Annotated in this window: 15 protein-coding genes and 2 pseudogenes; 7 read left to right on the forward strand and 10 right to left on the reverse strand. The window is 38.2% G+C overall.

Going from position 1 to position 23,078, the window contains the following annotated elements:
• Positions 1-58 precede the first annotated feature (58 nt).
• The 5 genes and pseudogenes from PL9214_RS28530 to PL9214_RS28545 all read right to left on the reverse strand — a co-directional run bounded on the left by PL9214_RS28530 (position 59) and on the right by PL9214_RS28545 (position 5,706).
• Positions 59-3,265 (reverse strand): non-ribosomal peptide synthetase family protein, encoded by a 3,207-nt coding sequence (locus PL9214_RS28530; RefSeq protein WP_072722687.1) that lies wholly within the window; start codon positions 3,263-3,265, stop codon positions 59-61.
• A gap of 319 nt (positions 3,266-3,584) precedes the next feature.
• A pseudogene (locus PL9214_RS33320) lies at positions 3,585-3,711 on the reverse strand (IS4 family transposase); the annotation flags it as partial.
• Between the two features lie 153 nt (positions 3,712-3,864).
• The gene (locus PL9214_RS32540) at positions 3,865-4,104 is read right to left on the reverse strand and encodes a Tn3 family transposase (protein ID WP_437126738.1); all 240 of its coding nucleotides are present in this window, start codon (positions 4,102-4,104) and stop codon (positions 3,865-3,867) included.
• Positions 4,097-4,446: pseudogene (locus tag PL9214_RS33325) on the reverse strand (IS701 family transposase); the annotation flags it as partial. The gene PL9214_RS32540 and the pseudogene PL9214_RS33325, both read right to left, overlap by 8 nt.
• A 45-nt stretch (positions 4,447-4,491) precedes the next feature.
• Complete coding sequence (locus PL9214_RS28545; RefSeq protein WP_083580239.1) at positions 4,492-5,706, reverse strand: type IV pilus twitching motility protein PilT; 1,215 nt, start codon at positions 5,704-5,706, stop codon at positions 4,492-4,494.
• Between the two features lie 283 nt (positions 5,707-5,989).
• On the opposite strand from PL9214_RS28545, the gene PL9214_RS28550 reads away from it, so the two are divergent.
• From PL9214_RS28550 to PL9214_RS28565, 4 genes are all read left to right on the forward strand, one after another.
• The gene (locus tag PL9214_RS28550; RefSeq protein ID WP_072722689.1) at positions 5,990-7,165 is read left to right on the forward strand and encodes a DUF58 domain-containing protein; all 1,176 of its coding nucleotides are present in this window, start codon (positions 5,990-5,992) and stop codon (positions 7,163-7,165) included.
• Positions 7,166-7,305: 140 nt separating this feature from the next.
• Positions 7,306-7,671: a ferredoxin-thioredoxin reductase catalytic domain-containing protein gene (locus PL9214_RS28555; protein WP_072722690.1), complete on the forward strand. Its 366-nt coding sequence runs from the start codon at positions 7,306-7,308 to the stop codon at positions 7,669-7,671.
• Between the two features lie 100 nt (positions 7,672-7,771).
• Positions 7,772-8,188 (forward strand): DUF309 domain-containing protein, encoded by a 417-nt coding sequence (locus PL9214_RS28560; protein ID WP_072722691.1) that lies wholly within the window; start codon positions 7,772-7,774, stop codon positions 8,186-8,188.
• Positions 8,189-8,362: 174 nt separating this feature from the next.
• Positions 8,363-9,436: a D-alanine--D-alanine ligase family protein gene (locus PL9214_RS28565; RefSeq protein ID WP_072722692.1), complete on the forward strand. Its 1,074-nt coding sequence runs from the start codon at positions 8,363-8,365 to the stop codon at positions 9,434-9,436.
• Positions 9,437-9,593: 157 nt separating this feature from the next.
• On the opposite strand, the gene hpsU is transcribed toward PL9214_RS28565, so the two are convergent.
• The 4 genes from hpsU to PL9214_RS28585 all read right to left on the reverse strand — a co-directional run bounded on the left by hpsU (position 9,594) and on the right by PL9214_RS28585 (position 15,564).
• A complete protein-coding gene (gene hpsU / locus PL9214_RS28570; protein ID WP_072722693.1) occupies positions 9,594-10,154 on the reverse strand; it encodes a hormogonium polysaccharide biosynthesis acetyltransferase HpsU in 561 nt (186 codons plus the stop codon).
• 81 nt (positions 10,155-10,235) lie between these two features.
• A complete protein-coding gene (locus PL9214_RS28575) occupies positions 10,236-11,177 on the reverse strand; it encodes a glycosyltransferase family 2 protein (protein WP_072722694.1) in 942 nt (313 codons plus the stop codon).
• 64 nt (positions 11,178-11,241) lie between these two features.
• On the reverse strand, positions 11,242-12,186 hold the full coding sequence (locus PL9214_RS28580; protein WP_083580240.1) for a glycosyltransferase family 2 protein: 945 nt from the start codon (positions 12,184-12,186) through the stop codon (positions 11,242-11,244).
• A gap of 48 nt (positions 12,187-12,234) precedes the next feature.
• On the reverse strand, positions 12,235-15,564 hold the full coding sequence (locus PL9214_RS28585; protein WP_083580241.1) for a hybrid sensor histidine kinase/response regulator: 3,330 nt from the start codon (positions 15,562-15,564) through the stop codon (positions 12,235-12,237).
• 415 nt (positions 15,565-15,979) lie between these two features.
• Between PL9214_RS28585 and PL9214_RS28590 the strand changes: the two genes are divergently transcribed.
• Positions 15,980-16,864 (forward strand): YihY/virulence factor BrkB family protein, encoded by an 885-nt coding sequence (locus PL9214_RS28590; protein WP_072722697.1) that lies wholly within the window; start codon positions 15,980-15,982, stop codon positions 16,862-16,864.
• Positions 16,865-16,990: 126 nt separating this feature from the next.
• Here PL9214_RS28590 and PL9214_RS28595 read toward each other — a convergent pair whose 3' ends face one another.
• The gene (locus PL9214_RS28595) at positions 16,991-17,596 is read right to left on the reverse strand and encodes a DUF3611 family protein (RefSeq protein ID WP_072722698.1); all 606 of its coding nucleotides are present in this window, start codon (positions 17,594-17,596) and stop codon (positions 16,991-16,993) included.
• A 393-nt stretch (positions 17,597-17,989) separates the two neighbouring features.
• Between PL9214_RS28595 and PL9214_RS28600 the strand changes: the two genes are divergently transcribed.
• Positions 17,990-21,979: an Eco57I restriction-modification methylase domain-containing protein gene (locus PL9214_RS28600; RefSeq protein ID WP_245824390.1), complete on the forward strand. Its 3,990-nt coding sequence runs from the start codon at positions 17,990-17,992 to the stop codon at positions 21,977-21,979.
• A 190-nt stretch (positions 21,980-22,169) separates the two neighbouring features.
• Positions 22,170-22,763: a Uma2 family endonuclease gene (locus PL9214_RS28605; protein ID WP_072722700.1), complete on the forward strand. Its 594-nt coding sequence runs from the start codon at positions 22,170-22,172 to the stop codon at positions 22,761-22,763.
• Positions 22,764-23,078: the final 315 nt, after the last annotated feature.

A 23,078-nucleotide genomic window follows, 5' to 3' on the forward strand; every position in this document is an offset into this window, starting at 1 on the left:
TAAAACAATCTGAGAGAAATATTAGTTAGTGAAAATTCATTTGCTATCTGTTACAAATTTATAACGTCATATATTTGCTCAATTCTGTAGCTAAACTATCTACATATCCTTTAGTCAATATGCCTAAATGATCACCCTCTATATTAATCACCGTCAATTGCTTAATATATTCTCCCCATCCCAAATCAATTTGCTTGGGTTCAAAATCTGAGCGCTGTGTTGCTCGAAATAATATGACAGGATCGTCGTAAGGCTCTATAACATAAGTATCAATAGCTTTTTTGCGAAAATATTCTCTAACATCAGCAAATTCATCATCTGAATCAGTTTTAGTAGTTAGTTTTCCTTCTTGTCTCACCATATAGTCTTTATTTATCAATTTACTCCATACCTTCGCAGAGAAAGAACCCATGCCCTCATTCATCAAATGAATCATTGCTTTTCGCCAAGTGCTTAGACGATCTGCAAAACCAGGTACATGAGTATCCAGCATGGCAACCAGTTTAACTTCCTCACCTTGCTTAATTAACTCTCGTGCAACTTCTAATGCAATAATCCCCCCAAAAGATTCTCCACACAGAAAATATGGTCCTTGTTGCTGGTATTTTTGAATTGAATTTAAATAAAGTTGAGTAATACGTTTCACATTAGGAAAATCTTGAAACTCCTGTGAATTTACTCCCTTTTGAATAACATCAATTTCTTCTTGCAGGTACACACTACAAACAATATTCTCAATATCCAAACTGCCAGCAAGATCTTTATACAACAACACACCATATAAACAAAATAAAGGGGGTAATAAAACATCTCCCTGTTTTAATATTGTCAAATTTCCCATTTCCGGCACTATAATATCGCCTCTAATAATAGCTGCTATATCTTTAATTGTTGATCGTTCAAGTATAACAGCAATCGGTATAAATTTATCATACCGCTTTTGAACTTCTATGAGAAATTGCACAGCCAGCAAAGAATCTCCACCCAGTTCAAAAAAATCATGATTAACTCCTATTCCTTCAATCTTAAACATTTTTTCCCAGTATGCAATCAATACAGATTCTATATCATCAGTAGATGTTTCAAAAGTTGAACTAACTAAGATGTTATTAATATTTGGTGCAGGTAGTTGACTTCTATCTAATTTAGCATTGTGATTAGTAGGAAGTCTATCCAATTTAACAAAAATAGTTGGTATCATGTAGTCAGGCAGAAATTTATACAAATGCTCTCGGATTTTGATGGCGGTTATATTAGAGTTGATCTTTAAAACTAAATATGCTATGAGAGATATATCGCTATTTTCTTCCATAACTCTGCCAACAACTACACAATCAGCAATCTCTGGAAAACGTTTCAAGTAATATTCAATTTCTGGCAACTCTACCCGCATACCCCGAATTTGTACTTGAAAATCATCTCGTCCCAATAATTCAATATTTCCTTCACTATCAAAACGTCCAATATCACCAATAGAATAAAACCGTTCACCATCAATTTGAATAAATTTTTCAGCCGTCAACTTCTCTAGGTTTAAATAGCCTTTTACTAATCCATCTCCTGCAAAATATAGTTTACCTGGCGTTCCCATCGGTACCATATTGCCATACTTATCAAAAATTCTCACAGACATATTTTGATGCGGTTTACCAACTTTGGTTTTTTGCAAAACCATATCCCTAGATACTTGATAAGTGCAGCCCATACAACTAATTTCGCTAGAACCGTAAATTACATATACTTCGGCATTAATAAAAATTTTCTTCAATTTCTCTAAAACTTCTGGCGGAACCATATCACCACCAGAGGAAACGTGCCTGATATTATTAAATGCACTAAAATCTCCAAAATTTTCTTCAATATAGGGAAGTAACTGTTTTAATAAACTAGGTCCAAAATGAAATACTGTAATCCCTTGTAATTCTTTACATAACTGAGATAAATTGAGAACTATATCCCGATCAACTATTCTCAGTGATCCTCCAACATATAGGGGAGTTAAAATTTTAAACAAACTGATACTAAAAGTAAATCTAGCTGTTGATATAAACCGATCATTACTAGAAAATTTGTATTTGTTGCGAGCAGAAGAAAGGTACTGTACTAAATTTCCCTGGGTAGCAACCACACCTTTCGGTTTACCGGTTGTACCTGATGTAAAAAAGATATGAGATTCATGATCTAAATTAACTTTTATTTCTGGATTATTTACCGGAAAAGCATTGAGAATTTCAGCAGAATATTCTAGGTTGAATTTAGGAATATCAATATTTTCCAGAACTTCCTCCCCTTCCGAGCAAGTCAAAATTAATTGAGGTTTGACTTCTTGCAAAATTGCCAATATTCTTTCTTTAGGAAAAGTTGGATCAATAGGAACATAAACAGCCCCTACTTTATGAATTGCGAAGATAGCGTTGATAATATCTGTTGATCGTGGCAGAAATGCGACAATTTTATCCCCTATAGCAATAGGAAATTGTAGAAAAAAATGAGCTAGTTGATTCGCTTCACAATTCAACTGACCATAAGTAAGGTTTTTCTGACCAGCACTTACTGCCAAAGTATTAGGCGTTGTGGCTGCAAAGAATTCTATATTTTTGTAAATTGGTTTATCAGAAATTTTAACTTTTTCACCTTGAGCAAGTATTAACTGTTGCTTAATTTCATCAGGGCTTAAAATATTAAAAGAATGAATACAATGAGTAGGATTTTTTTCAATATTATTTGCCAGGTTATATAAATGTTCTGGGATCAATTGATAACGACTGGAATCAGTATTTAAAAAAGAAATTTCGACTAATTGTTTACTATTAGTTATGATACAGACAAATTCAACTTTAGTCATTTGCCGCAATGCTTTGGCATCATCTATTATTTGCTGAGAAAGCATTTCCTCAGATAAAAGCACAAGAACGTTTACACTATCATCATTGGTGGTTATTTTTTCAGCAGAAGAACTTTCTAGTGTACACTTAATTGATTTTGATAGTTCATCTAACGTATAGTTTATATTTGAGTCAAATACAAAACTTTTCTTGATAAAATCTTTAGATAGCTCTTCTACATTACTATTGGTATGTAAGTTGGTATATGAGTAAACAGGCACACGAAAAACTTCATTGTATGTGTGTTTATAGAGAACTGTACTTAAAAGGGCTAAAAATGAGGGGACACAAGATTCTACGTATTGAGAATTTATCAACTGAGATAAATCATCATATTGCCGTATTCCAATAGATGTATCAAAGACAGAAGAGGTTTTCATTGTTATCATAATATTTAGTTATGTAAATGGGTTTTAGTGTTTTTTAAACAAACGATATTCTCCTAAATAGATTAAAGTAAACAATATTTAATTCTCGATCCTCTCTTTACATAGTGGTGTTTTATAGAGCCTACCTACTTATAAATAAAAATTGATGAAATTGCAATAGATCAATTGTAAAGATTTGCTGACGGGGTGACAACCCTGTTAAAAGGTTGATAAAATCAAGGACATAGCCCTTAACCCCCTCTGAAAAAAGGCAACTTGTTACGTCTGATCAGCATTAATTCATTGACAATTTCTTGAAAAAACTCCATTCCTATTACCCAAGATGTGCCGTATAACCCCATCCAAAAACTGCTGTGACGGCGTAGCGATCGCCTTTCTTCTTTCAGACGACCTATATAGTTTTGAATTCCCTTCCTTTTAATCTGTTGACCTTGAAGCCCACATTCCGCAGATAGGGGGCAAATTTTCCACTAATTCTAAAAAATAGAAACCTATTCCAATTTTTCGGTGAACTTCCGAAGCTTTAGGCATCACCGTGCCAAAACGGGAAAATTGTACGCTAAGGTTGAAACCTTTATTCCTCAAGCATTTCAACGATACCTATTTTCTTTCACCCGCAAAGGGCGTAAGTTGTCAAAACCGCTTGCCTGCTTTAAATTCCAAACATAATCACCCGTAAGATTAATATGCTCCCAACCCAACGGCGATAAATGCTGCAAATATTCTTCAGGAATATCCACACCCTGTTGTTTCAAATAATCAACAGCTTTTTCTAACCCTCTTCTGTCAATCTCCGAAATCAACAAGTAATAAAAAGTAGAGTTATCCATTCAGAAAATAAGATTGAAATTGATTAATATTCTCAATTAATTTATGAAAATCTACTAATAAATGGCGGTCGGGAAAAATATCTAGCTACGGGACAATCAACCACAATATAATAGTAGGCTGAATTATTAAACGCAGATTATTTAAAACATTTTTCCATCCCTCTTTATGATTCCATTGTTGGTGATTTGAGCAATCTGTAGTGTTTTTTTGCTCTCAAATTCTCTGGGACTGCCTTGACTTAAAGACCGGAAAACTTCGGAGTTTAAACTAATCATTAAATACACACAGAAAATGATTTCCCACCATTTTTCTATATCTGGAAAATCCGTCAACCGATAATCAGNCGCACTCCGCACTTTGTACATTGCACCCAACCGTCAACACTTTTAAGCACTAAACGGCGATTTACCTTCTCTGAATTGGCGGGCCATACCCGATGAGTCGATCCCGGCAGTACGGAAGCGACGGTCTAAATCGGTAGCATCGGGAGAAGCTTTTTCGGCTTCTTCCATTGTGATCCGTGCAGCAACCACCTGTTCAAATAGCGCTTGGTTAATCAGTTGCATTCCTTCGTAAGTATCTGATTCCATTAACTGTAAGGCACTTTCGTCATCACCTTTCAATAGATAATCTCGCATCGCTGGAGTATTAACTAAAATATCGTGAACCGCCGTGCGTTTATTATCAACAGTAGGAACTAATAATTGAGCAATCACCGCCACTAAAGAATCACAAATTTGAATTCGCACGGCGGGTTGTTCATCAATGTTAAATAGGTTTAATAGACGATTAACCGCGTTTAAAGCGTTACGGGTGTGCAGAGTTCCTAATACTAAGTGACCCGTTTGTGATGCTTGTAACGCTGTATTAACCGTTGTGCGATCGCGCATTTCCCCAATCAAAATCACATCAGGATCTTCCCGCAGAACTGCCCGTAAGGCGTTATGAAATTCTAAGGTATGTAACCCCACTTCCCGTTGGCTAATTAAACACATCTTCGAGGGGTGAACAAATTCAATCGGGTCTTCAATAGTAACAATATGCTTTTTCGCACTTTCGTTTAGGTGACGAATCATTGCTGCTAACGTGGTCGATTTCCCAGAACCCGTTGGCCCTGTGACTAAAATTAAGCCTTGGGGAGAATTAATAATATTTTTGAGAACGGGTGGTAATGCTAACTCATCAATGGAGGGAATCTGCAAATGAATCAGACGCAGAACCATCGCCCCTCCAGTCAGGGAATCAAAACAATTCACCCGACACCGCACTAACCCTGGATAAAATATGGCTGTGTCTAATTCTTTTGTTTCCGCAAACTGTTTGCGTTGATGGGGAGTGAGAATTTCATCTAAATACTGTTCAAATAGTTCAGGCGTGACTTTAACATGATCCTTTGCCCTTGCCATTTGTCCTTGAACCCTAAATCGAGGGGTATGTCCGACTCGAATATGAATATCTGAGGCTTTTTTGCTATAAGCATCTTTCACCATCAGTTTAATCGAGGAAGCCGAGGCTATAGAAACCGAGGAAGACTCCACTGAAACAGCACTAGGGGGTGGAGGCATTTTGGGCAGAGGTTTGGGGGAGGCGGAGTTCGTCATAAGCTTAGGGTTGTTTAGCTGACTTCAACGCAATTTAAGATTAATTGAATTATAGGCAATATATTTCTTACTTGTAGTCTTTGTAAACATTTTTTGACCTTTTCCTTTCCTCGGATCAAGGACGTTGAGGTATTAATAACCTTTATTCGGGGATTTCCATCGAACTTCTGATGTACTAATTCTCCTCTCAAATGACAACTTTATCAATAAATTGAATATTCATATAAAGATACAATACACAGAAACCTGCTACAATCTTTCCAATCCCCAAGGTTTTGAATTCATGAAAAACCATCGATTTCGCCTACAACACTGGTTAGAATCCCATTGGGTCGCCCCAGCTTATGCAGGGGGATTACTCATGGCATTATCCATCTTTTTCTTTGGTGCAGCTACAAATACCATGGCAGGATGGCTTTATGTTATTAGTGGTATTAGTTTTGCTTTATTAGCCATTGCTGCAATTTTACCCCAACGTTCTCTTATTTCTCTACAAGTTCAACGAGAAATCATTAATCCCGTTAGTGTTGGAGACGATTTAACCCTAGAATTAACGATTAAAAATGCCAGCAATCAAGCTAAAACTCTGATTCAAGTTCAGGATTTATTACCTCCGAATTTAGGACAATCGGCAACCGTAATCGAGCTTTTACCTGCCCATAAATCTTATCAATGGGTAACTTATATTCCTACCCAAAAACGGGGGATTTATCATTGGATGGGAGTTAAATTAAGAACCGCAACACCATTAGGATTATTTTGGTGTAGTCGAGAACGAAAAGTTCCTGCAAGTGCCATTGTTTATCCGTTAGTTTTACCGTTAACCACCTGTCCGTTAATCGATGAAATCGGAAAAGAGTATAATCCCAATATTTATGAACATCGTCAGTTTCAAATGGCAACTGAAGGTGTTACCCGCACCTTAAGACCCTATCGTTATGGTGATCCCACTCGTTTAATTCATTGGCGTTCTAGTGCGCGATATGGCGAATTACGAGTTCGAGAATTAGAAACCTCCCACGGAGGTCAGGAAATTATTATTGCATTAGATAGTTCTTTTTTCTGGCAACCCGATGATTTTGAACAAGCTGTAATTGCTGCTGCATCCTTATATTTTTATGCCTGTCACAGTCAATTAAATGTTCAGTTATGGACAGCAAAAACCGGATTAGTTTACGGAAATCGAGTCGTTCTTCATACCTTAGCAGATGTTAATCCTGGGGAAGATGTATTTGTTAAAGAACCTCCAAATTATCCGATTATTTGGTTAACTCAAAATCCAGCTTCCTTAAGAACCTTACCTTTGGGAAGTCGATGGTTACTTTGGCCGTCTGATTCTCAATTAACCAGCCAAACTCACGATCAAATACAAAAATTATCCCATTTAGGATTAGAAATTAAGCTTGATCTTTCTCTACAATCTCAACTTCAATCTTCATTAAAATTATCCAATCTTTAGGTAATAATTCTCAATTTTAATTGAATGTCCATTTTCTGAACAGGCAAGATGCCTGTTCCACAGAGACTCCTAGTTTGCCTGATTGACATCCATTGCGGTACAATTAAAAATAATATTGTTATAAAATTACACGCTGATCCATGACCCCAGAAACTAACGATAAATTAGCCAGCCAAAAAAGCTTAATCGCAATGAAACAGTTCTCGGAACAGTATGCTAGACGCACGGGAACTTATTTTTGTGCTGAACCCTCCGTTACTGCTGTTGTTATTGAAGGGTTAGCAAAACATAAAGATGAGTTAGGCGCACCTCTTTGTCCTTGTCGTCATTATGAAGATAAAGAAGCTGAGGTCAAAAGCACATTTTGGAATTGTCCCTGTGTTCCTATGCGAGAACGTAAAGAATGTCATTGTATGCTATTCCTAACTGATGATAATGATTTTGCAGGAGATCAGCAAGCAATTTCCCTAGAAGAAATTGAAAAAGTTCGCGCTACGATGGTATAATTATTGACTATTGGTGTCGGGTTTGGTGTTAAAAATTAGGGTAATTAATCGTTAATCCATCATTTTTATTATTCTGATTTGAGGTTAAAAATTAAAATCCATGACAGAAGAAATTCCCCTGGCGTTTTGGCAAGGTGTTGAAGAATTTAACCAACAAGAATTTTATACTTGTCATGACACCTTAGAAGCGTTATGGATGGAAGCCTCAGAACCGGAAAAGAAATTTTATCAAGGCGTTTTACAAATTGCCGTCGGACTCTACCATTTAAGCCAAAAAAATTGGAAAGGGGCTGTTATTTTAATGGGGGAAGGACTGGGACGCTTAAACTATTATTATCCTGATTATAGTGGAATTAATGTTGAACAATTCATCGATGAAACCAGCCAACTTTTAAAAGCATTACAAAACGCTGGTGCTGAAAACGTTGAGACGTTTCTTCCTTTAATGCAACCTCAAGGAACTGTTCAAGGTTTAAAATTACCCAAAATTCAAAAAGTGATAGGGAATGGGGAATAGGGAATAGGCAATGGACAATAGGGAATGGGCAATGGCACTCTTGCATTCTTGGAATAGGGAAGAAATCATTGATTCTCCCTCATCCCCTCATCCCCTCATNGCTGTCCCCTTGTCCCCTTGTCCCCTCATCCCTGCTATAGTATTCGAGAAATTTGAAACTGCGTTTTGAGTAATATGACTAAATTACGGGTAGGATTACTATTTGGTGGGTGTTCCGGCGAACATGAAGTTTCCATTAGTTCCGCTAGAGCGATCGCAAAAGCCTTAACAACCGATGAGAATGCAAATCGATATCAAGTGCTACCCGTATATATTCAAAAAGATGGGGTTTGGAAAGATCGGGAAATCGCTCAACAGGTTTTAGAGTCTGGAAAACCTCTATTGATCAGCGATGAAGCTCGACCGGGTGATCGCATTCCTCAGACGATTAATTTATCAGAAATTGATGTTTGGTTTCCGATTTTACATGGGCCTAATGGAGAAGATGGAACCATTCAAGGATTATTAACCTTAATGCAGGTTCCTTTTGTCGGGTCTGGGGTTTTAGGTTCAGCAATGGGAATGGATAAAATTGCGATGAAAATGGCATTTTCTCAAGCGGGTTTACCCCAAGTTAAATATCAGTTGGTGATGCGATCGCAAATTTATTCTAACCCTTGTATTTTTCCGAAATTATGTGATCAATTAGAAGCTGAATTAGGTTATCCTTGTTTTGTGAAACCTGCTAATTTAGGATCATCGGTAGGAATTTCTAAAGTTAGAAATCGTCAAGAATTAGAAACCGCTTTAGATAATGCAGCTAGTTATGATCGGCGGATTATTGTAGAAGCGGGAGTGGTCGCGAGAGAATTAGAATGTGCGGTATTAGGAACTGATTATCCTAAAGCTTCTGTTGTGGGAGAAATTACGTTTAATAGCGATTTTTATGATTATGAAACTAAATACACCGAAGGAAAAGCAGATTTATTTATTCCCGCAAAAGTTAGCGATGAAATCACCCAGAAAATTCAAGAGATGGCGATTCAAGCCTTTTTAGCGATTGATGCTTCTGGATTAGGACGAGTTGACTTTTTCTATGTGGAAGAAACTGGAGAAATTCTCATCAATGAAATTAATACGCTTCCCGGTTTTACAGCCACCAGTATGTATCCCCAACTTTGGGCGACTACGGGTGTTCCCTTTCCTGAATTAGTCCATCAATTAATCCAATTTGCCTTAGAACGTGATTCAGAAACGAAACGGAACTGAATTCCTCAAAGATGGCTTGCATAAATAGCAATTTGCATTTATAATACTATCATTCCCTTTTCCCATCCTTTATTCCCTTGTTCCAATACGCTGTATTGGAATCCCCCGTCGGAGGCTCTGCCTCCGACCCCTCTGTAAAGTTGATGCAGAATCAGGATTAACTCATGGGTCTGGAATAACAGGGACGACAAGGCGAACCCATACAAACTTGGCCCGAAGGCATATTTTTAAAGACACTACTGCGCGCCCCAATTACAACATTGACTCCAATTTCAACCCCAGGGCCGATAAAGCAATCCGTAGCCACCCAAGCTCCATCTTCAATGACAATCGGAGCCGTTTTTAATTTAAAGTCCGGTGTTTTAATATCATGACTTCCGGTACATAAATAACTTTTTTGAGAGATGACGCAATGTTCGCCGATGGTAATTTGATCTAAACTATAAAAGACAACATCATCTCCAATCCAACTATAATCTCCAATGGTGACTTTCCAAGGATAGGTAAATCGGGCTGTTGGACGAATAATCACCCCTTGACCAATTTTAGCTCCAAATAATCGTAAAATTTGACAGCGAATTCCATTCAAGGGATGTAGTGTTAAGGGAAATATCACGCCTTGAACTAGCCACCAGAATAACACAAACCAACCGGGTTTTCCCCGATCAAAATCCGACTGGTCATATTTCCTTAAATCTACAAATGTTGTTTTTTCCATGCTTCAAACCTTCAAAAGTTAGTGTAGTCATCCGTTTAAAAACTGAGTTTGGGCGGGGATAACCCACCCCTACGAATGAAATTAATGGGTAGTTACAGAAGGTTCAACAGAGGATTGAGAGGGTTTTGGAGTAACGTTTAATTGTCCGCCAAACTTACGCAATTCAAATAATTTAACCCCAATTTGATATTCGTATTGGCTTAACAGTCTGCCATAGATGTATCCCGCTTTGCCATCTAAGAATCCCAATTGGATAAAATAGAATAAAATAAACCGCAACAGAGGTTTCAAGGGTAATCTCACCCAAATTTTCTTTAAAAATCGCTTGCGTTTAACCGAATCACCAAAGAGACTGGCTCCAATAGTTTTACTATCATCAGCACCCGTTAAGAGATTATAATAAACTCTTGCTTCCCAATTAGAATAACGGTTATGGCGTTCAATCCAGTGGAATAAATCTCGGAAATCTTCATGCAGCATATCCTCTTTAAGATATCCCACTTTCCCTGAAGACATAACAACGTGCTCGTGAACTTCATTATCTCCAGTATTGGGAACATCTTCCGTTTGTAAGTTTTCATAGCGTCCCAATTTATGTTGAAATAAACGTAAATTCCAGTCAGGATATTTGCCGCCGTGACGAATCCAAGTGCCTAAAAAGAACACCCGACGATTAATATAATATCCCGTATATTCTCGGTTTTTAATCACTTCAGCAATTTCATCCCAAGATTCAGGCGTAATCCGTTCATCACAATCAACAATTAAAACCCATTCATTTCTAAACGGTAAATTTTCTAACGACCAATTTTTCTTCTTCGGCCATCCGCCTTTAAAATAGAATTGAACAACTTTGGCTCCATAACTTTCAGCAATTTCCACACTGCGATCGCTACTTTGGGAATCGACAACAAAAATCTCATCGGCTCTAGCAACACTCGCTAAACAAGCAGGTAAATTGGCTTGTTCATTTCGAGCCGGAATTAACACAGAAACAGGAAGTTTAGATAAGTTAGAAGTCATGGTTAAACTTAACAATAAATCAAAGGATTTCTACGAGGTATAAATTCACCATTCCAAATAGGAGTTATTGCGGGTTATTCCCTCGTTGAGACGTAGAACGAACTAAACCGGAAAGGGCAGCACTAAGATAGCCGATTTGACCGTAAGCATACACGAAATTATCAAATCGTAAGGCAGGATTGCCAAAATATTTAATAGTTTTGTACAATCCTCGCAGAATGCGTTCTCCTCCGCGTCCCAGTTGGATCATGCCGTCTCGTCCCGCTAATTGTTCGCGATAACATTCGCTAATGCCTTGCCACCATCCCCGTTCCATAAACCAAGATCGGTTCACCCGTTCCGGTGCAACATGATGGGCGACTAAGGCTTCAGGAATATAGGCAACTTGCCAACCGTCTTGGAGTGCGAGTTCAGTCATCTGTAATTCTTCATTGGATAACAATCGTTTTCCCACCCGGCCTAAATTAATATCAAAACCGCCAATTTTTTCTAAGAAACTGCGACGGATGGAGTAATTTAACCCTCTGGGTGTCAAACCCGGATTTTTAATGTCCACCCACTGCTCCCCTAAATTATAGACACCCAAATTTCCCGCTAAATTATCCGATAACCAGAGTGGGGAAGTAATTCCTTCTGGCCAAATCAAAGTAACCTTGCCCCCAGCAATGGCGAGTTTCGGATGATTTTCATAAGCTGAATATAACACCCTTAACCATTGAGGTGTGGCAATAGCATCGTCATCTAAATAAGCAAGAATCGGACTTTGAGCAATTTTTGCCCCCGTATTCCGGGCGACCGATAAACCTGTAATCGGTTCATAAATATATCGCAATTTGGCATGGGGAAGACGAGCTTCCACCACTTGACGGGTTCCATCCGTGGAAGCATTATCCACCACAATCACTTCAAATTCCGGGAAATCCTGTTGCAGCAAACTATCAATCGCTAACCCTAAATATTGTTCTCGATTGTGGGTACAAATAATTGCAGAAATAAGCGGTTGTGACATCGCTAAGACTCCATACTTGACAGTCAACCGTCAACCGCCAATTATCAACTAAGTTAACAATTGGGAGATGGCTTTGACTAAGTGTTCAGGATCAACGGGTTTAGAAAGATGCTGCTGAAATCCTGCCGCTAACGCCCGACGTTGATTAAATTCTCCCGCATAAGCGGTTAATGCGATCGCCGGAATTTGTCCCCCAACTTCTAAAGGACGTTGGCGAATCTTGTGCATTAACATATAACCATCCATACCGGGCATTCCAATATCACAAATCAGCATCAGAGGTTGAAAATCCTCCCAAACTTGTAGAGCTTCCCTGGCAGAAGATGTTGTTAAGAGTTTAGCTCCTAGAGGTTCTAAGATGACCTGAATCAAGTCTCGCATATCCTCATCATCATCTACCACTAAAATTCGCATTCCCTCTAAATTAACCGTTGCTTGTGTTTCCTCAACCCTAGCACAGCATTCACAACAATTTTCCATCAGGGGTAAACGCACCGTAAAGGTTGTCCCTAATCCTTCCCCTGGACTTTCGACGCTGACCGTTCCGCCATGAAGTTCACACAAATGACGGACAATGGCTAATCCTAAACCTAAACCGCCAAATTGACGAGTGGTACTGCTATCTTCCTGACGAAAACAATCAAAAACTAAGGGTAAAAAATGACGATTAATTCCCCGTCCATTATCTTCAACTTGGATTTCGACTTGATGTTCAATTTGCTGTAAACGCACTTGTATCCGTCCGCCGTCGGGTGTGAATTTCACCGCATTGGAGAGCAGATTCCAGATGACTTGTTGTAATCGTCCTCCGTCTCCCCAGACTAAACCAATATGGGAAGAAAATACTGTTTCCAGGGTAATATTTTTCGCTTCTGCGGCTAATCGTACCGTATCTAAGGCAGCTTCTACTGTTTCGCTGAGGGAAACTGTACCTACATTCAGCACCATTTTCCCCCGTAAAATTCGAGAAATATCTAATAAATCCTCAATCAGTTGGGCTTGTAATTTGGCATTGCGTTCAATGGTATCTAATGCTCGGTCGGTGGTAGTGGAATCAAAGGTTCGTGAACGCAGTAACTTTGTCCAGCCTAAAATTGGATTCAAGGGCGATCGCAATTCATGGGACAAAACCGCCAGAAATTCATCTTTAATCCGATTCGCATCTTGAGCTTGTTGATACAGTTGAATATTATCTAAAGCTAAAGCCGCCCGATACGCTAATTCTTCAGCAAAAGTCAAATCAGCATCGGTATAATGACGATGGGATTGGGCCGTTAAACAAAACGTTACCGCCCCTAATTTGCGATCGCGGGCGATTAACGGAACAGATATCCAAGAGGTAGGGGCGACGATATGCAGAAATTCGACTTGTTCAGGAACCGTCGTCATGGTTTCGATCCAATCAGGATCAATCTGGGGCAATAATATAGAGTGACCCTGAGCTAAAACTTGAGCAATGGGATGATGATCATGGAGAGTCAGAACCCAGTTTTGACGTTGACTCAAGTGTTGATTTTTGCTGGAATCACGATGATAAACCGCTAACCGTCGTAAACTGCCATCGCTTCCGGCCACATCAAAGAAACAACAATCGCCTAGAGTCGGAACTAATAATTGCGCTAAATTCATTAAGGTTGTCCGCGAATTCAAGGAACTAACCAAGACTGAACTCGCTTCTGCTAACACTTGTTCCAACTGTTCCGCCCGTTTGCGGGCTGTTAAATCCATTACGGTCATCCCCACACCCAAAACCTCACCATTGGGTAAACCTACGGGATAATAACTCACTAAACTATATTGAAAGGTTTTAACATGAGGAATTTCCAGATTTAAGGGTTGATTTAATAACGGTTGTTGCGTCTCAATCACCTGGCGTAAGATCGGTGTAATTTGAGCCGCCCATTCGGGTAAAACCGTCGCTAAAGGTTGTCCAATCAATTCACTCAAGGGTAAGCCCTGAATCATGGCTAAGGCTTCATTGGCGTGCACATAGCGTAAATCATGATCCAAAAAGGCAAGACCAACCGGAGAACTGGATAATAACGCCTGCAATAAAGTTTCGCTGCGATGTAGAGCTAATTCAATCTGTTTGCGGTCTGTAATATTGATAGCTGCACAGGTAACACCTACCACTTGTTCGAGTTCATTAAATAAGGGTTCTACGGTTAAATCAAAACAGAAGTCTTGACCTTGTGGACTTACCCAAACTTCTTCACGGGTTCCAATTCCTGTCTTTAAAACCCGACCTTTTATCCGAGTCAATTTTTCAGCATCATGAAGATCAAACAAATCAGTTTCTAATAAACCAATAATGTCTTCATCGGGAGGATATTTTTGTTTAGGACAATTGTAGATCCAGGTATAACGCAAATCTTGATCTTGACTAAAAACAGTAATGGGGGAATTTTTCAGCGCCACTCGTAGGCGTTCTTCTGTAAGATGCCATTTCGCCTCAGAAAGCCGCTGTTGGGTTAAATCCAAAACAAAAAAAATCCCCCTATCTAACTCTACGGAAAAGGCTGTACCACTAATTAAAACAGGAATGCGTCGTCCTGATGGGTGTACATATTCCTTTTCCAACGGTTGACAACAGCCGGATGTTTGAATTTCGGCTAAAGCTTTTTCATCTAACCCTTGATATTCTGGGGGGGTTAAGGTTCGCCAGTTAAGTTCACCAGCTTCTAATTGTCGCCGAGTATAACCCAAAAGATGTAAAAGGGCATTATTGGCTTCTATAATTTCACCCGATTTTGTCCACACTCCAATACCAACCGCATTACATTCAAATATCCGCCGAAAACGAGCTTCACTATATCGTAGAATCTCCTCGGTTTGTTTGCGTTGGGTAATCTCTTGGAAATAAACCGCTAATCCTTCTACACAGGGATAAGCTTTGAGTTCTAACCAATTTTGTTGAGTCTCATAGAAGGCTTCCCAACTCAAGGTTTGTTGTTGGGTAATAGCCTGTTGTAACGGAGTCGCGAGAAACGGTAGGGTTTCCCAAAGAATTTGCTCTTTTAAAGTTGAAGGGGACAGTTGTAGAATTCGAGTTGCAGCCGGATTCAGGTAGAGACAATAGCCTTGTTGATCTAAGATAACAAACCCGTCCGTAATTTGATCGAGAATATTCACCCCATCCCAATTCATCCCTTGGGTTTCCGTCCCTTCTGAGGCAATTCTACCCTTTCGCTTGGTTTTGTCCGAGCTTTTTGAAGACTGCCAGATTTTGGGGGTTAACGGTTCTTTTCGGTCAGTTTTCCCTTGAGGAGATTGGGAAACAACGGGCGCAGGAGCATCCATCATTGTCACATCCTTGCTGGTCTCAGGGGCAGGGGTGATATTGGGGTAAGCTTCCGAGAGGATAAGAGATGGTGTCATTCTAAGTTATGTGCAGAACAGTATATCTTGGGAGATCGGCAGGTTTGAATAGAGGGAATTAAAGCCATAAAAAGTTATTCCATGTATGTTGAACTCAGACTTAATTTGAGGGTTTACTCAATGAACATCCCCCTATAGAATGAAAAATAAACCGAATTCCTCCTATTTTTCGTCTCTCTTAGGATAGAAATTATTCAAAATTGTCATCGATTTTTAAATTAGCTTAAAGATCAAACTTGATGTTATGTTCTCTCAAAAGATAGATTGAAGCTTAGTCAGAATTGGGAGTATAACGATAAAAGGTTAGCTTTGGAAGTTGGAGATGGGGCTCAATGAATTCCTGAAGCAGGATAAACCCTTAACTTGAGACTATTAACCGACAACAGATCATTGATTAAAGCCTAAAGGAGGTTGTGTGGTTAGTTGGAGAACGGTTTGGCGACTGCTCAAAGAAACGTATCAAGAATGGAGTCAAGATAATGCCTCGCAATTGGCAGCAGCTTTAGCTTATTACACCGTATTTTCTTTAGCTCCTTTATTGGTTATTGTTGTCGCAATTGCGGGTTTTTTCTTAGGGGAAGAAGCAGCACGGGGAGAATTGGTTGGACAAATTCAAGGGTTAGTGGGGAAAGACGGAGCAACCGTTATTCAAACCGCATTAGAAAATACCAACCGTCCGGGGGAAGGAAATGGAATTTTTGCATCCTTAGTAAGTCTTGGCTTTTTGATTTTTGGCGCGTCAGGGGTCTTTGTTCAGTTACAAGATTCTTTAAATACAATTTGGAATATTACAGCTAAACCCACAAATGCAGTGGGAAGTTTTGTTAGAAAACGAGCATTATCTTTTGCTGCGGTGATTAGTATTGGATTTTTATTATTAGTTTCTTTAACGGTTAGTGCCGTATTAACAGGATTAAGTCACTATGCCAGTGAACTTTTACCGGGTGCAGATAGTTTATGGCAATTGCTCAATTTAATCGTTTCTTTTGCGGTTACTACCTTATTATTTGCTTTGATTTTTAAATATTTACCTGATGTTTTGATTACTTGGAATGATGTTTTAATTGGGGCAATGATTACGGCTTTATTTTTTACATTAGGTAAATCTTTGATTGGAATGTATTTAGGAAGTAGTAGTTTTAGCTCAACCTACGGGGCGGCAGGATCATTAGTGATTTTTCTAACTTGGATTTATTATTCTGTACAAATTCTATTTTTTGGTGCAGAATTTACCCAAGTTTATACCCGCCATTATGGCTCTAATATTATCCCAGATCGCCATGCAGAATTTAAAAGCTGATAGAAGATCAGTTATCAGTTATCAGTAGAGACGTGCCATGGCGCGTCTGTACCAGTTATCAGTTTATTTTCTATTCCCCCTTTGTAATTCGTAATTCGTAATTCGTAATTCCCTGTTCCCTATTCCCTATTTAGGCTGATGGGAACTCACCCGACTTAACAACCACAAACTGACTGCAATTCCTGCCAATTCTGCGGCCATGGCATTCACCATTGCTTGCATCGCAATTAAATTAAAAGGGGTAATAATAGAACCCGCATTTAAAACCGTTGTTCCTGGAAGGGGAGTGAGAAGTTTAGACCCACCCGGAGGTAAGGTAAGCATCCGATATAATAAACTTCCCACCATTAAAAACCCCACTAAAATCACACAAGCCATTCCGATTAAATTAGCAGTAATTCCTAACCATAAAGCATGAATCACCTCTGCTTTAGCAGGCCGTTGGTTGGGATCTTCTAATTGATTGCCAATTTGACTATATCGGAAACACCAATACAGAGTAAAAATCAAAGCAAATAAACATCCATATCCTAAAACAAGACCTAGGGCAGAATTTTGGGGATTAGAAGGAGAAGCAGGTCTTAAAAACAAAACAAAAATCAATAGAAATATGGGAATTATGCCCAATATAGATTGCACCCAAAACCCAAACCAACCCAAACGACGAAAATCTTGGGCAATTTCATTAACATTAGGAGACGGAGATTCATAATTCGTATAGGGTTCAACCATCTTTTTTCCTGGATTTAATCTGAATATTGACAGTAATATTTTTTTGTAAAAAAACAATATTAGATAGTTTAATCGAATATCTGAAACAAGTCAAGGATTTTAGACCCTATCGAGGACGATAACCTAACAACGCTTCGAGGGTAGACCCAGCAGCTATCAAAATCCCCTCTATATAGCCTTGCTTAAGATTTTTAATCCTTCTGAATAATATAAACCAACTGACCAATAAGCTCTTAAGGATCTAAATGAGTTATTAAGTAATCATGAAACCATTGTATTGCCAGTGTCCTCGGACTGCGTAGATATAGAGTTTAAATGCAATATAGCTTAAGCGATTAAATATTAATAATTAACAGAAAATTTCCATGAAATAGTTGACAAAAATAACGAATATTGCTAGAGTTTAACCCTCATGGCTATTATGGCATCGGGAGTAATATTGTGACTGAGGGACAAAAAACTAATAAACCTCTATTTTCTCAACATTATTTAGAGCATCGCCTTCAGGACTGTCCAGAATGGCAAATTGATGTGACTGAGGGGTTTAAGCAGTTAAAAAATCTCTATCAGTCCAAACAAGATTTATTACCGACGTTGAGTGAAGCGCAAACGGAGGATTTATTAATTCAACCGATATTAGAAATTTTAGGATTGAGTTATATTCCTCAAGTCACAATTCGGGCAAAAGGTCGTGCTGAACGTCCTGATTATGCTTTATTTAACAATGAAATAGAACGGGATCAAGCCTATCCTTTACAAACTGATGAAACCGCGTTTTATTCTAGGGTAATTGCGATCGCAGAAGCTAAATATTGGCAACGTCCCCTCAGTAAAGTTTCGACTAACGATCAACGGGATATTTATAAAAATACTAACCCATCCTTTCAGATTGCTAACTATTTAATGGGGACGGGAGTAGACTGGGGAATTTTAACCAATGGTCGAGAATGGCGACTCTATTATCGTCAAGCTTCTTCCAAAGCAACGGAATTTTATCAAGTCGATTTATTAGAGCTTTTATCAGCAGAAAATTTAGATCAATTCAAATATTTTTGGTTATTTTTTCGTCAGGAAGCCTTTGTTAAAGACCCCCAAGGACGTAATTTTTTAGAACGAGTACGCGAAGGAAGTACCACATACTCAACGCGAGTGGGGAATGAGTTAAAAGCCTTAGTATTTGATCGAATATTTCCTAATTTAGCCGGAGGTTTTGTTGCAGATGCAACTCAACGGGGACAACCTGTGACCTCTGAACAGGTTTATGAAGCCACTCTATCATTTCTTTATAAGTTGTTATTTTTGCTTTATGCGGAAGCCAGAAATCTCCTCCCAATTCAGGGCGATTATCGAGATTATAGCTTGATTCAATTAACACAAGAAGTCGCTGAAAATCTTGATCGTCAGAAGAAGTTAAGCCAAACTTCAACCGGAATGTATGATAAATTATTAAATTTATTTAAAATTTTTGATCGAGGCGATCGCGGCTTAGAAGTTCCTCGATATAATGGAGGTTTATTTCATTTTAATTTTAGTCAAACTGAAGATCAATTAGACTATTCTGCTAATTATTTCTTATCTCAATTTAAACTATCTGATGCAGTATTAGCTCCTGTTTTAGACTTATTAGCGCGATTTGAAGGACAACCCATTGATTATAGTTTTTTAGGCGTGCGACAGTTGGGGTCAATTTATGAAGGGTTATTAGAATATCGAGTGATTATTAAAGACGCGCTGACAGGAAATATTTATTTAGAAAATGATAAAGGCGATCGCAAAGCAACGGGCTCTTATTACACCCCTGATTATATCGTTAAATACATTGTTAGTCATACTTTAAAACCTATTTTAGAACAGCGATCACAACGATTTGCTGAACTGATGACGCAAATTCAGCAACTGCAAAATCAATTACAAGATCAACGGTTAGGACAGCAAAGTTTAAACGGATTAAAAAAGGATTTAAAACGCTTACAGCGAGACGCACAAACCACTTTACTCGATATAAAAATTTTTGATCCAGCAATGGGAAGCGGTCACTTTTTAGTTGAAGCAGTGGATTATTTAACGGATGAACTTATTCATATTTTATCCCAATATCCCGAACAAAATCCAGTTTTAGAAATGCTCGATCAAACCCGTCAAAGCATTTTAAGTAATTTAGAACAACAGGGAATTACCATTAATCCCGATAGACTAGAACCCACTCAATTATTACAACGGGTGGTGATGAAACGTTGTATTTATGGGGTGGATTTAAACCCGATGGCGGTAGAATTAGCCAAGGTTAGTTTATGGCTACATTCCTTTACAATAGGTGCGCCTCTAAGTTTTTTAGACCATCATTTACGTTGTGGAAATTCATTAATTGGGATAACTGCGAGGGAAGCAGAAGCAAAAATGGCAGCCAATGAAACCGGACAGTTAAGTTTACTAACAGGGCCATTTGTGGAATTATTAAAAGCAGCAGAAATTATGCGGGGTGTGAGTGTTTTGAGTGATGCGACCTTTGCTGAAGTTGAACAAAGTGAAAAGTTATTTCGGTCTTTTGATCAAGCTGCAAAACCTTATAAACGGTTATTAGATATTTATGTTTCTCAGTTTTTTGGAATTAAACAAGCTCAGAATTTTTTAGAGAGATTTGGTACTCATGCAATTACAGCTAATCCCAATCAGATGAACAAAGCAGATGCAGCCATTTATGAAGAAGCGCAAAAACTCAGTGATGAAAAACGGTTTTTCCATTGGGATTTGGAATTTCCAGAAGTATTTATTGATTTAGAAAATGCTAATTGGAAAGAAAATTCAGGGTTTGATGCAGTGGTAGGAAATCCACCTTATGATATTTTAGCAGAGAAAGAGAGAAAAGAAAATCTAGGCTATTTCATTAATTACCTAAAATCTAATCCAGTTTTTGCTCCTAGTCTCGGAGGAAAACTAGATTTATTTAGATTATTTATTTGTCGATCAGATTATTTGATCTCTCCAGTTGGATTTGTTGGTCTGATTATTCCAATGTCTCTTTTAGCAGACCAACAAGCTATTTCTCTCAGAAAATTTTTGTTACAAGAAAATAAAATTTGTCAGGTTAATGCTTTTCCTCAGAAAGACGATCCAAATCTAAGAATTTTTAAGGAAGCAAAACTCCCCACTTGTATTATTATTCTAAATAGATCTGTAAGTAACAAACCTATTGAAGTTACAGTCCATCCTGGTAATCTTCTGGAAGAAATTTCAGGAAATTTTTCTTGTAGTCTAACTGAAATTGAGGCATTAGATGATGATAATTTGCCTATTCCTCTACTTTCATCTAATCAAGAAGTTAACGTATTAAAACGATTTAATTCTCCCAATAAAATCCAAAAAATTAACAATATTTTCCTAACTTATCAAGGAGAAATCAATGAAACGACAATGGATCATTTAATCAGTACAAATCTGAATAGTGGCTCTCGAATATTAAGAGGAGGAAATGTACAGCGATATGAATTTATCCCTGAACCTAAACAGGGTATGGCAAAATATCTGAATGTCACTGAATATTATCAGCAAATTGGAGGAGAGCGAACTGCTCATACCCTTCAACCCCGAATTGGCTACCAGAGAAATGCTGCTCTTGATAGTTGGAAACGTCTAATTTTTGCACCTTTGCCAACTCCTTGCTATTGTTTTGATAGCGTTTCCTATTTTTTGGTTGAAAATCATAATTTCTCTTTAGCATTACTCGCATTGCTCAATTCTCGTCTGCTGGAATGGAGATTTAGGTTAACTAGCACCAATAATCATGTCAGTACATCAGAAATTGCTGCTTTACCGATTCCAAAATTCACGTTCACAACTCCAACAGATCGCCGCCAAAAATCCCTAGAAAATGTGATCGCACTTTATAACCAATATCAAACCAATGGCAACTCCGAACCCATTTTATCCCAAATTGATGATCACCTGAACCAACAACCCGAAGAAGCCGATATAATTCACGATTTATTAGCCTATTTAGCCGAACAAATGATTGAACTCAATAAACAAAAACAAGCCGAAATCCAAAGTTTTTTGCAATGGTTAGAATGCTTTCTCGGTTGCCCAATTGACAGTTTAACCAATAAATCTAAAATTCAGAATTATTTAGGAGACTACTACAAAAACGAACCCCATATCAGCTTTGATGAATTAATTTCTGTGTTAAATAAAAACAAAAAGAAAATTAAAATCGATCCGGTTAACCGAAAAGAACAACAAACTTTAAAAAAGGAATATCAAAACAGTTTAAACACCCTATTACCCCTCAAAAACCAGTTAATCAGATGTGATCAACTCATAGATGCGACCGTTTATAAACTCTATGGATTAACAGAAGAAGAAATTGCTATTGTAGAGGGAAGATGAGCCAAATCAATACTTGAATCTCGTCCCTAGACAGGAGCCTCGGAATGCCAAGAAAAGGCTCTGACTTCTATTAATATAAGGACGGTCGGCACAGCCTCTAAAATAGCACTTTTTCCCTGTTCCCTGTTCCCTGTTCCCTGTTCCCTGTTCCCTGTTCCCTGTTCCCTGTTTACTAATGAGGTAAAACTTTATGATCGCTCAAATTGAAAAACAAGACCATAAAACCATTGAACAATACCTAGAATTAGAACTCAATTCTCAAGAACGCCATGAATATATAGATGGAGAAATTGTTAGTATGACAGGTGGAACCCCCAATCATAACAAAATTGCAGGTAATTTTTATGCAGCTTTAAATTTTGCCCTCAAACGTCAACCTTATGAGGTATTTTTTACCGACCAACGCCTCTGGATTCCTCAAAAACAAATTTATACTTATCCAGATGTTATGATCATTCAAGGAGAATTACAATTTCAAGAAGGCAGAAAAGACACTTTAACGAATCCAACATTAATCGCTGAAGTCCTCTCTAAATCTACAGAAGGATATGATCGAGGAGACAAATTTCATGCTTATCGAACTATTCCCACCTTCCAAGAATATCTTTTAATTGATCAATATCATCACCACGTTGAACAATTCACGAAAACGGATAATGGCAAATGGTTACTCTCCGAATATGAAGGCGAAACTGCCACCTTATCCCTCGCCTCAGTTACCTTTGAAATTTCCCTAGCTGATATTTACGATAAAGTCGATTTTACCTTGATAGAGCAACAGTAGGTAGATTTGCCCGATCAGAAAAAATATTAAGACACAGAGACACCAAGAATACTTTGTGTCTTCGGGGTTTTAGACAACCCCAGGAACTCCCTATTACAGTGTCTCTTCATAAGATTCAGGTAGCCAGTTGTCAAACTGGTCTAGGGATAACATCGACAACCCCAACAAAATTAGGTGTGATCGAGAGGAAAAAATAGGGTTGTAATACCGATTAAATAAGAGCTTCAGGGTGATGCACAATTGCTTGATGTAGAGGAATGGACAAAGGCATCTACACAGTTACCTCAGAGAGTGGAACATTCTGATCACTACTTC

This window comes from Planktothrix tepida PCC 9214 (assembly GCF_900009145.1).
Lineage (GTDB): Bacteria > Cyanobacteriota > Cyanobacteriia > Cyanobacteriales > Microcoleaceae > Planktothrix > Planktothrix tepida.

Bases quoted from the DNA above. Each gene is read 5' to 3' on its own strand.
- PL9214_RS28530 (WP_072722687.1), bottom strand. From the start codon at position 3,265: ATGAAAACCTCTTCTGTCTTTGATACATCTATTGGAATACGGCAATAT.
- PL9214_RS32540 (WP_437126738.1), bottom strand. From the start codon at position 4,104: ATGGATAACTCTACTTTTTATTACTTGTTGATTTCGGAGATTGACAGA.
- PL9214_RS28545 (WP_083580239.1), bottom strand. From the start codon at position 5,706: ATGACGAACTCCGCCTCCCCCAAACCTCTGCCCAAAATGCCTCCACCC.
- PL9214_RS28550 (WP_072722689.1), top strand. From the start codon at position 5,990: ATGAAAAACCATCGATTTCGCCTACAACACTGGTTAGAATCCCATTGG.
- PL9214_RS28555 (WP_072722690.1), top strand. From the start codon at position 7,306: ATGACCCCAGAAACTAACGATAAATTAGCCAGCCAAAAAAGCTTAATC.
- PL9214_RS28560 (WP_072722691.1), top strand. From the start codon at position 7,772: ATGACAGAAGAAATTCCCCTGGCGTTTTGGCAAGGTGTTGAAGAATTT.
- PL9214_RS28565 (WP_072722692.1), top strand. From the start codon at position 8,363: ATGACTAAATTACGGGTAGGATTACTATTTGGTGGGTGTTCCGGCGAA.
- hpsU (WP_072722693.1), bottom strand. From the start codon at position 10,154: ATGGAAAAAACAACATTTGTAGATTTAAGGAAATATGACCAGTCGGAT.
- PL9214_RS28575 (WP_072722694.1), bottom strand. From the start codon at position 11,177: ATGACTTCTAACTTATCTAAACTTCCTGTTTCTGTGTTAATTCCGGCT.
- PL9214_RS28580 (WP_083580240.1), bottom strand. From the start codon at position 12,186: ATGTCACAACCGCTTATTTCTGCAATTATTTGTACCCACAATCGAGAA.
- PL9214_RS28585 (WP_083580241.1), bottom strand. From the start codon at position 15,564: ATGACACCATCTCTTATCCTCTCGGAAGCTTACCCCAATATCACCCCT.
- PL9214_RS28595 (WP_072722698.1), bottom strand. From the start codon at position 17,596: ATGGTTGAACCCTATACGAATTATGAATCTCCGTCTCCTAATGTTAAT.
- PL9214_RS28605 (WP_072722700.1), top strand. From the start codon at position 22,170: ATGATCGCTCAAATTGAAAAACAAGACCATAAAACCATTGAACAATAC.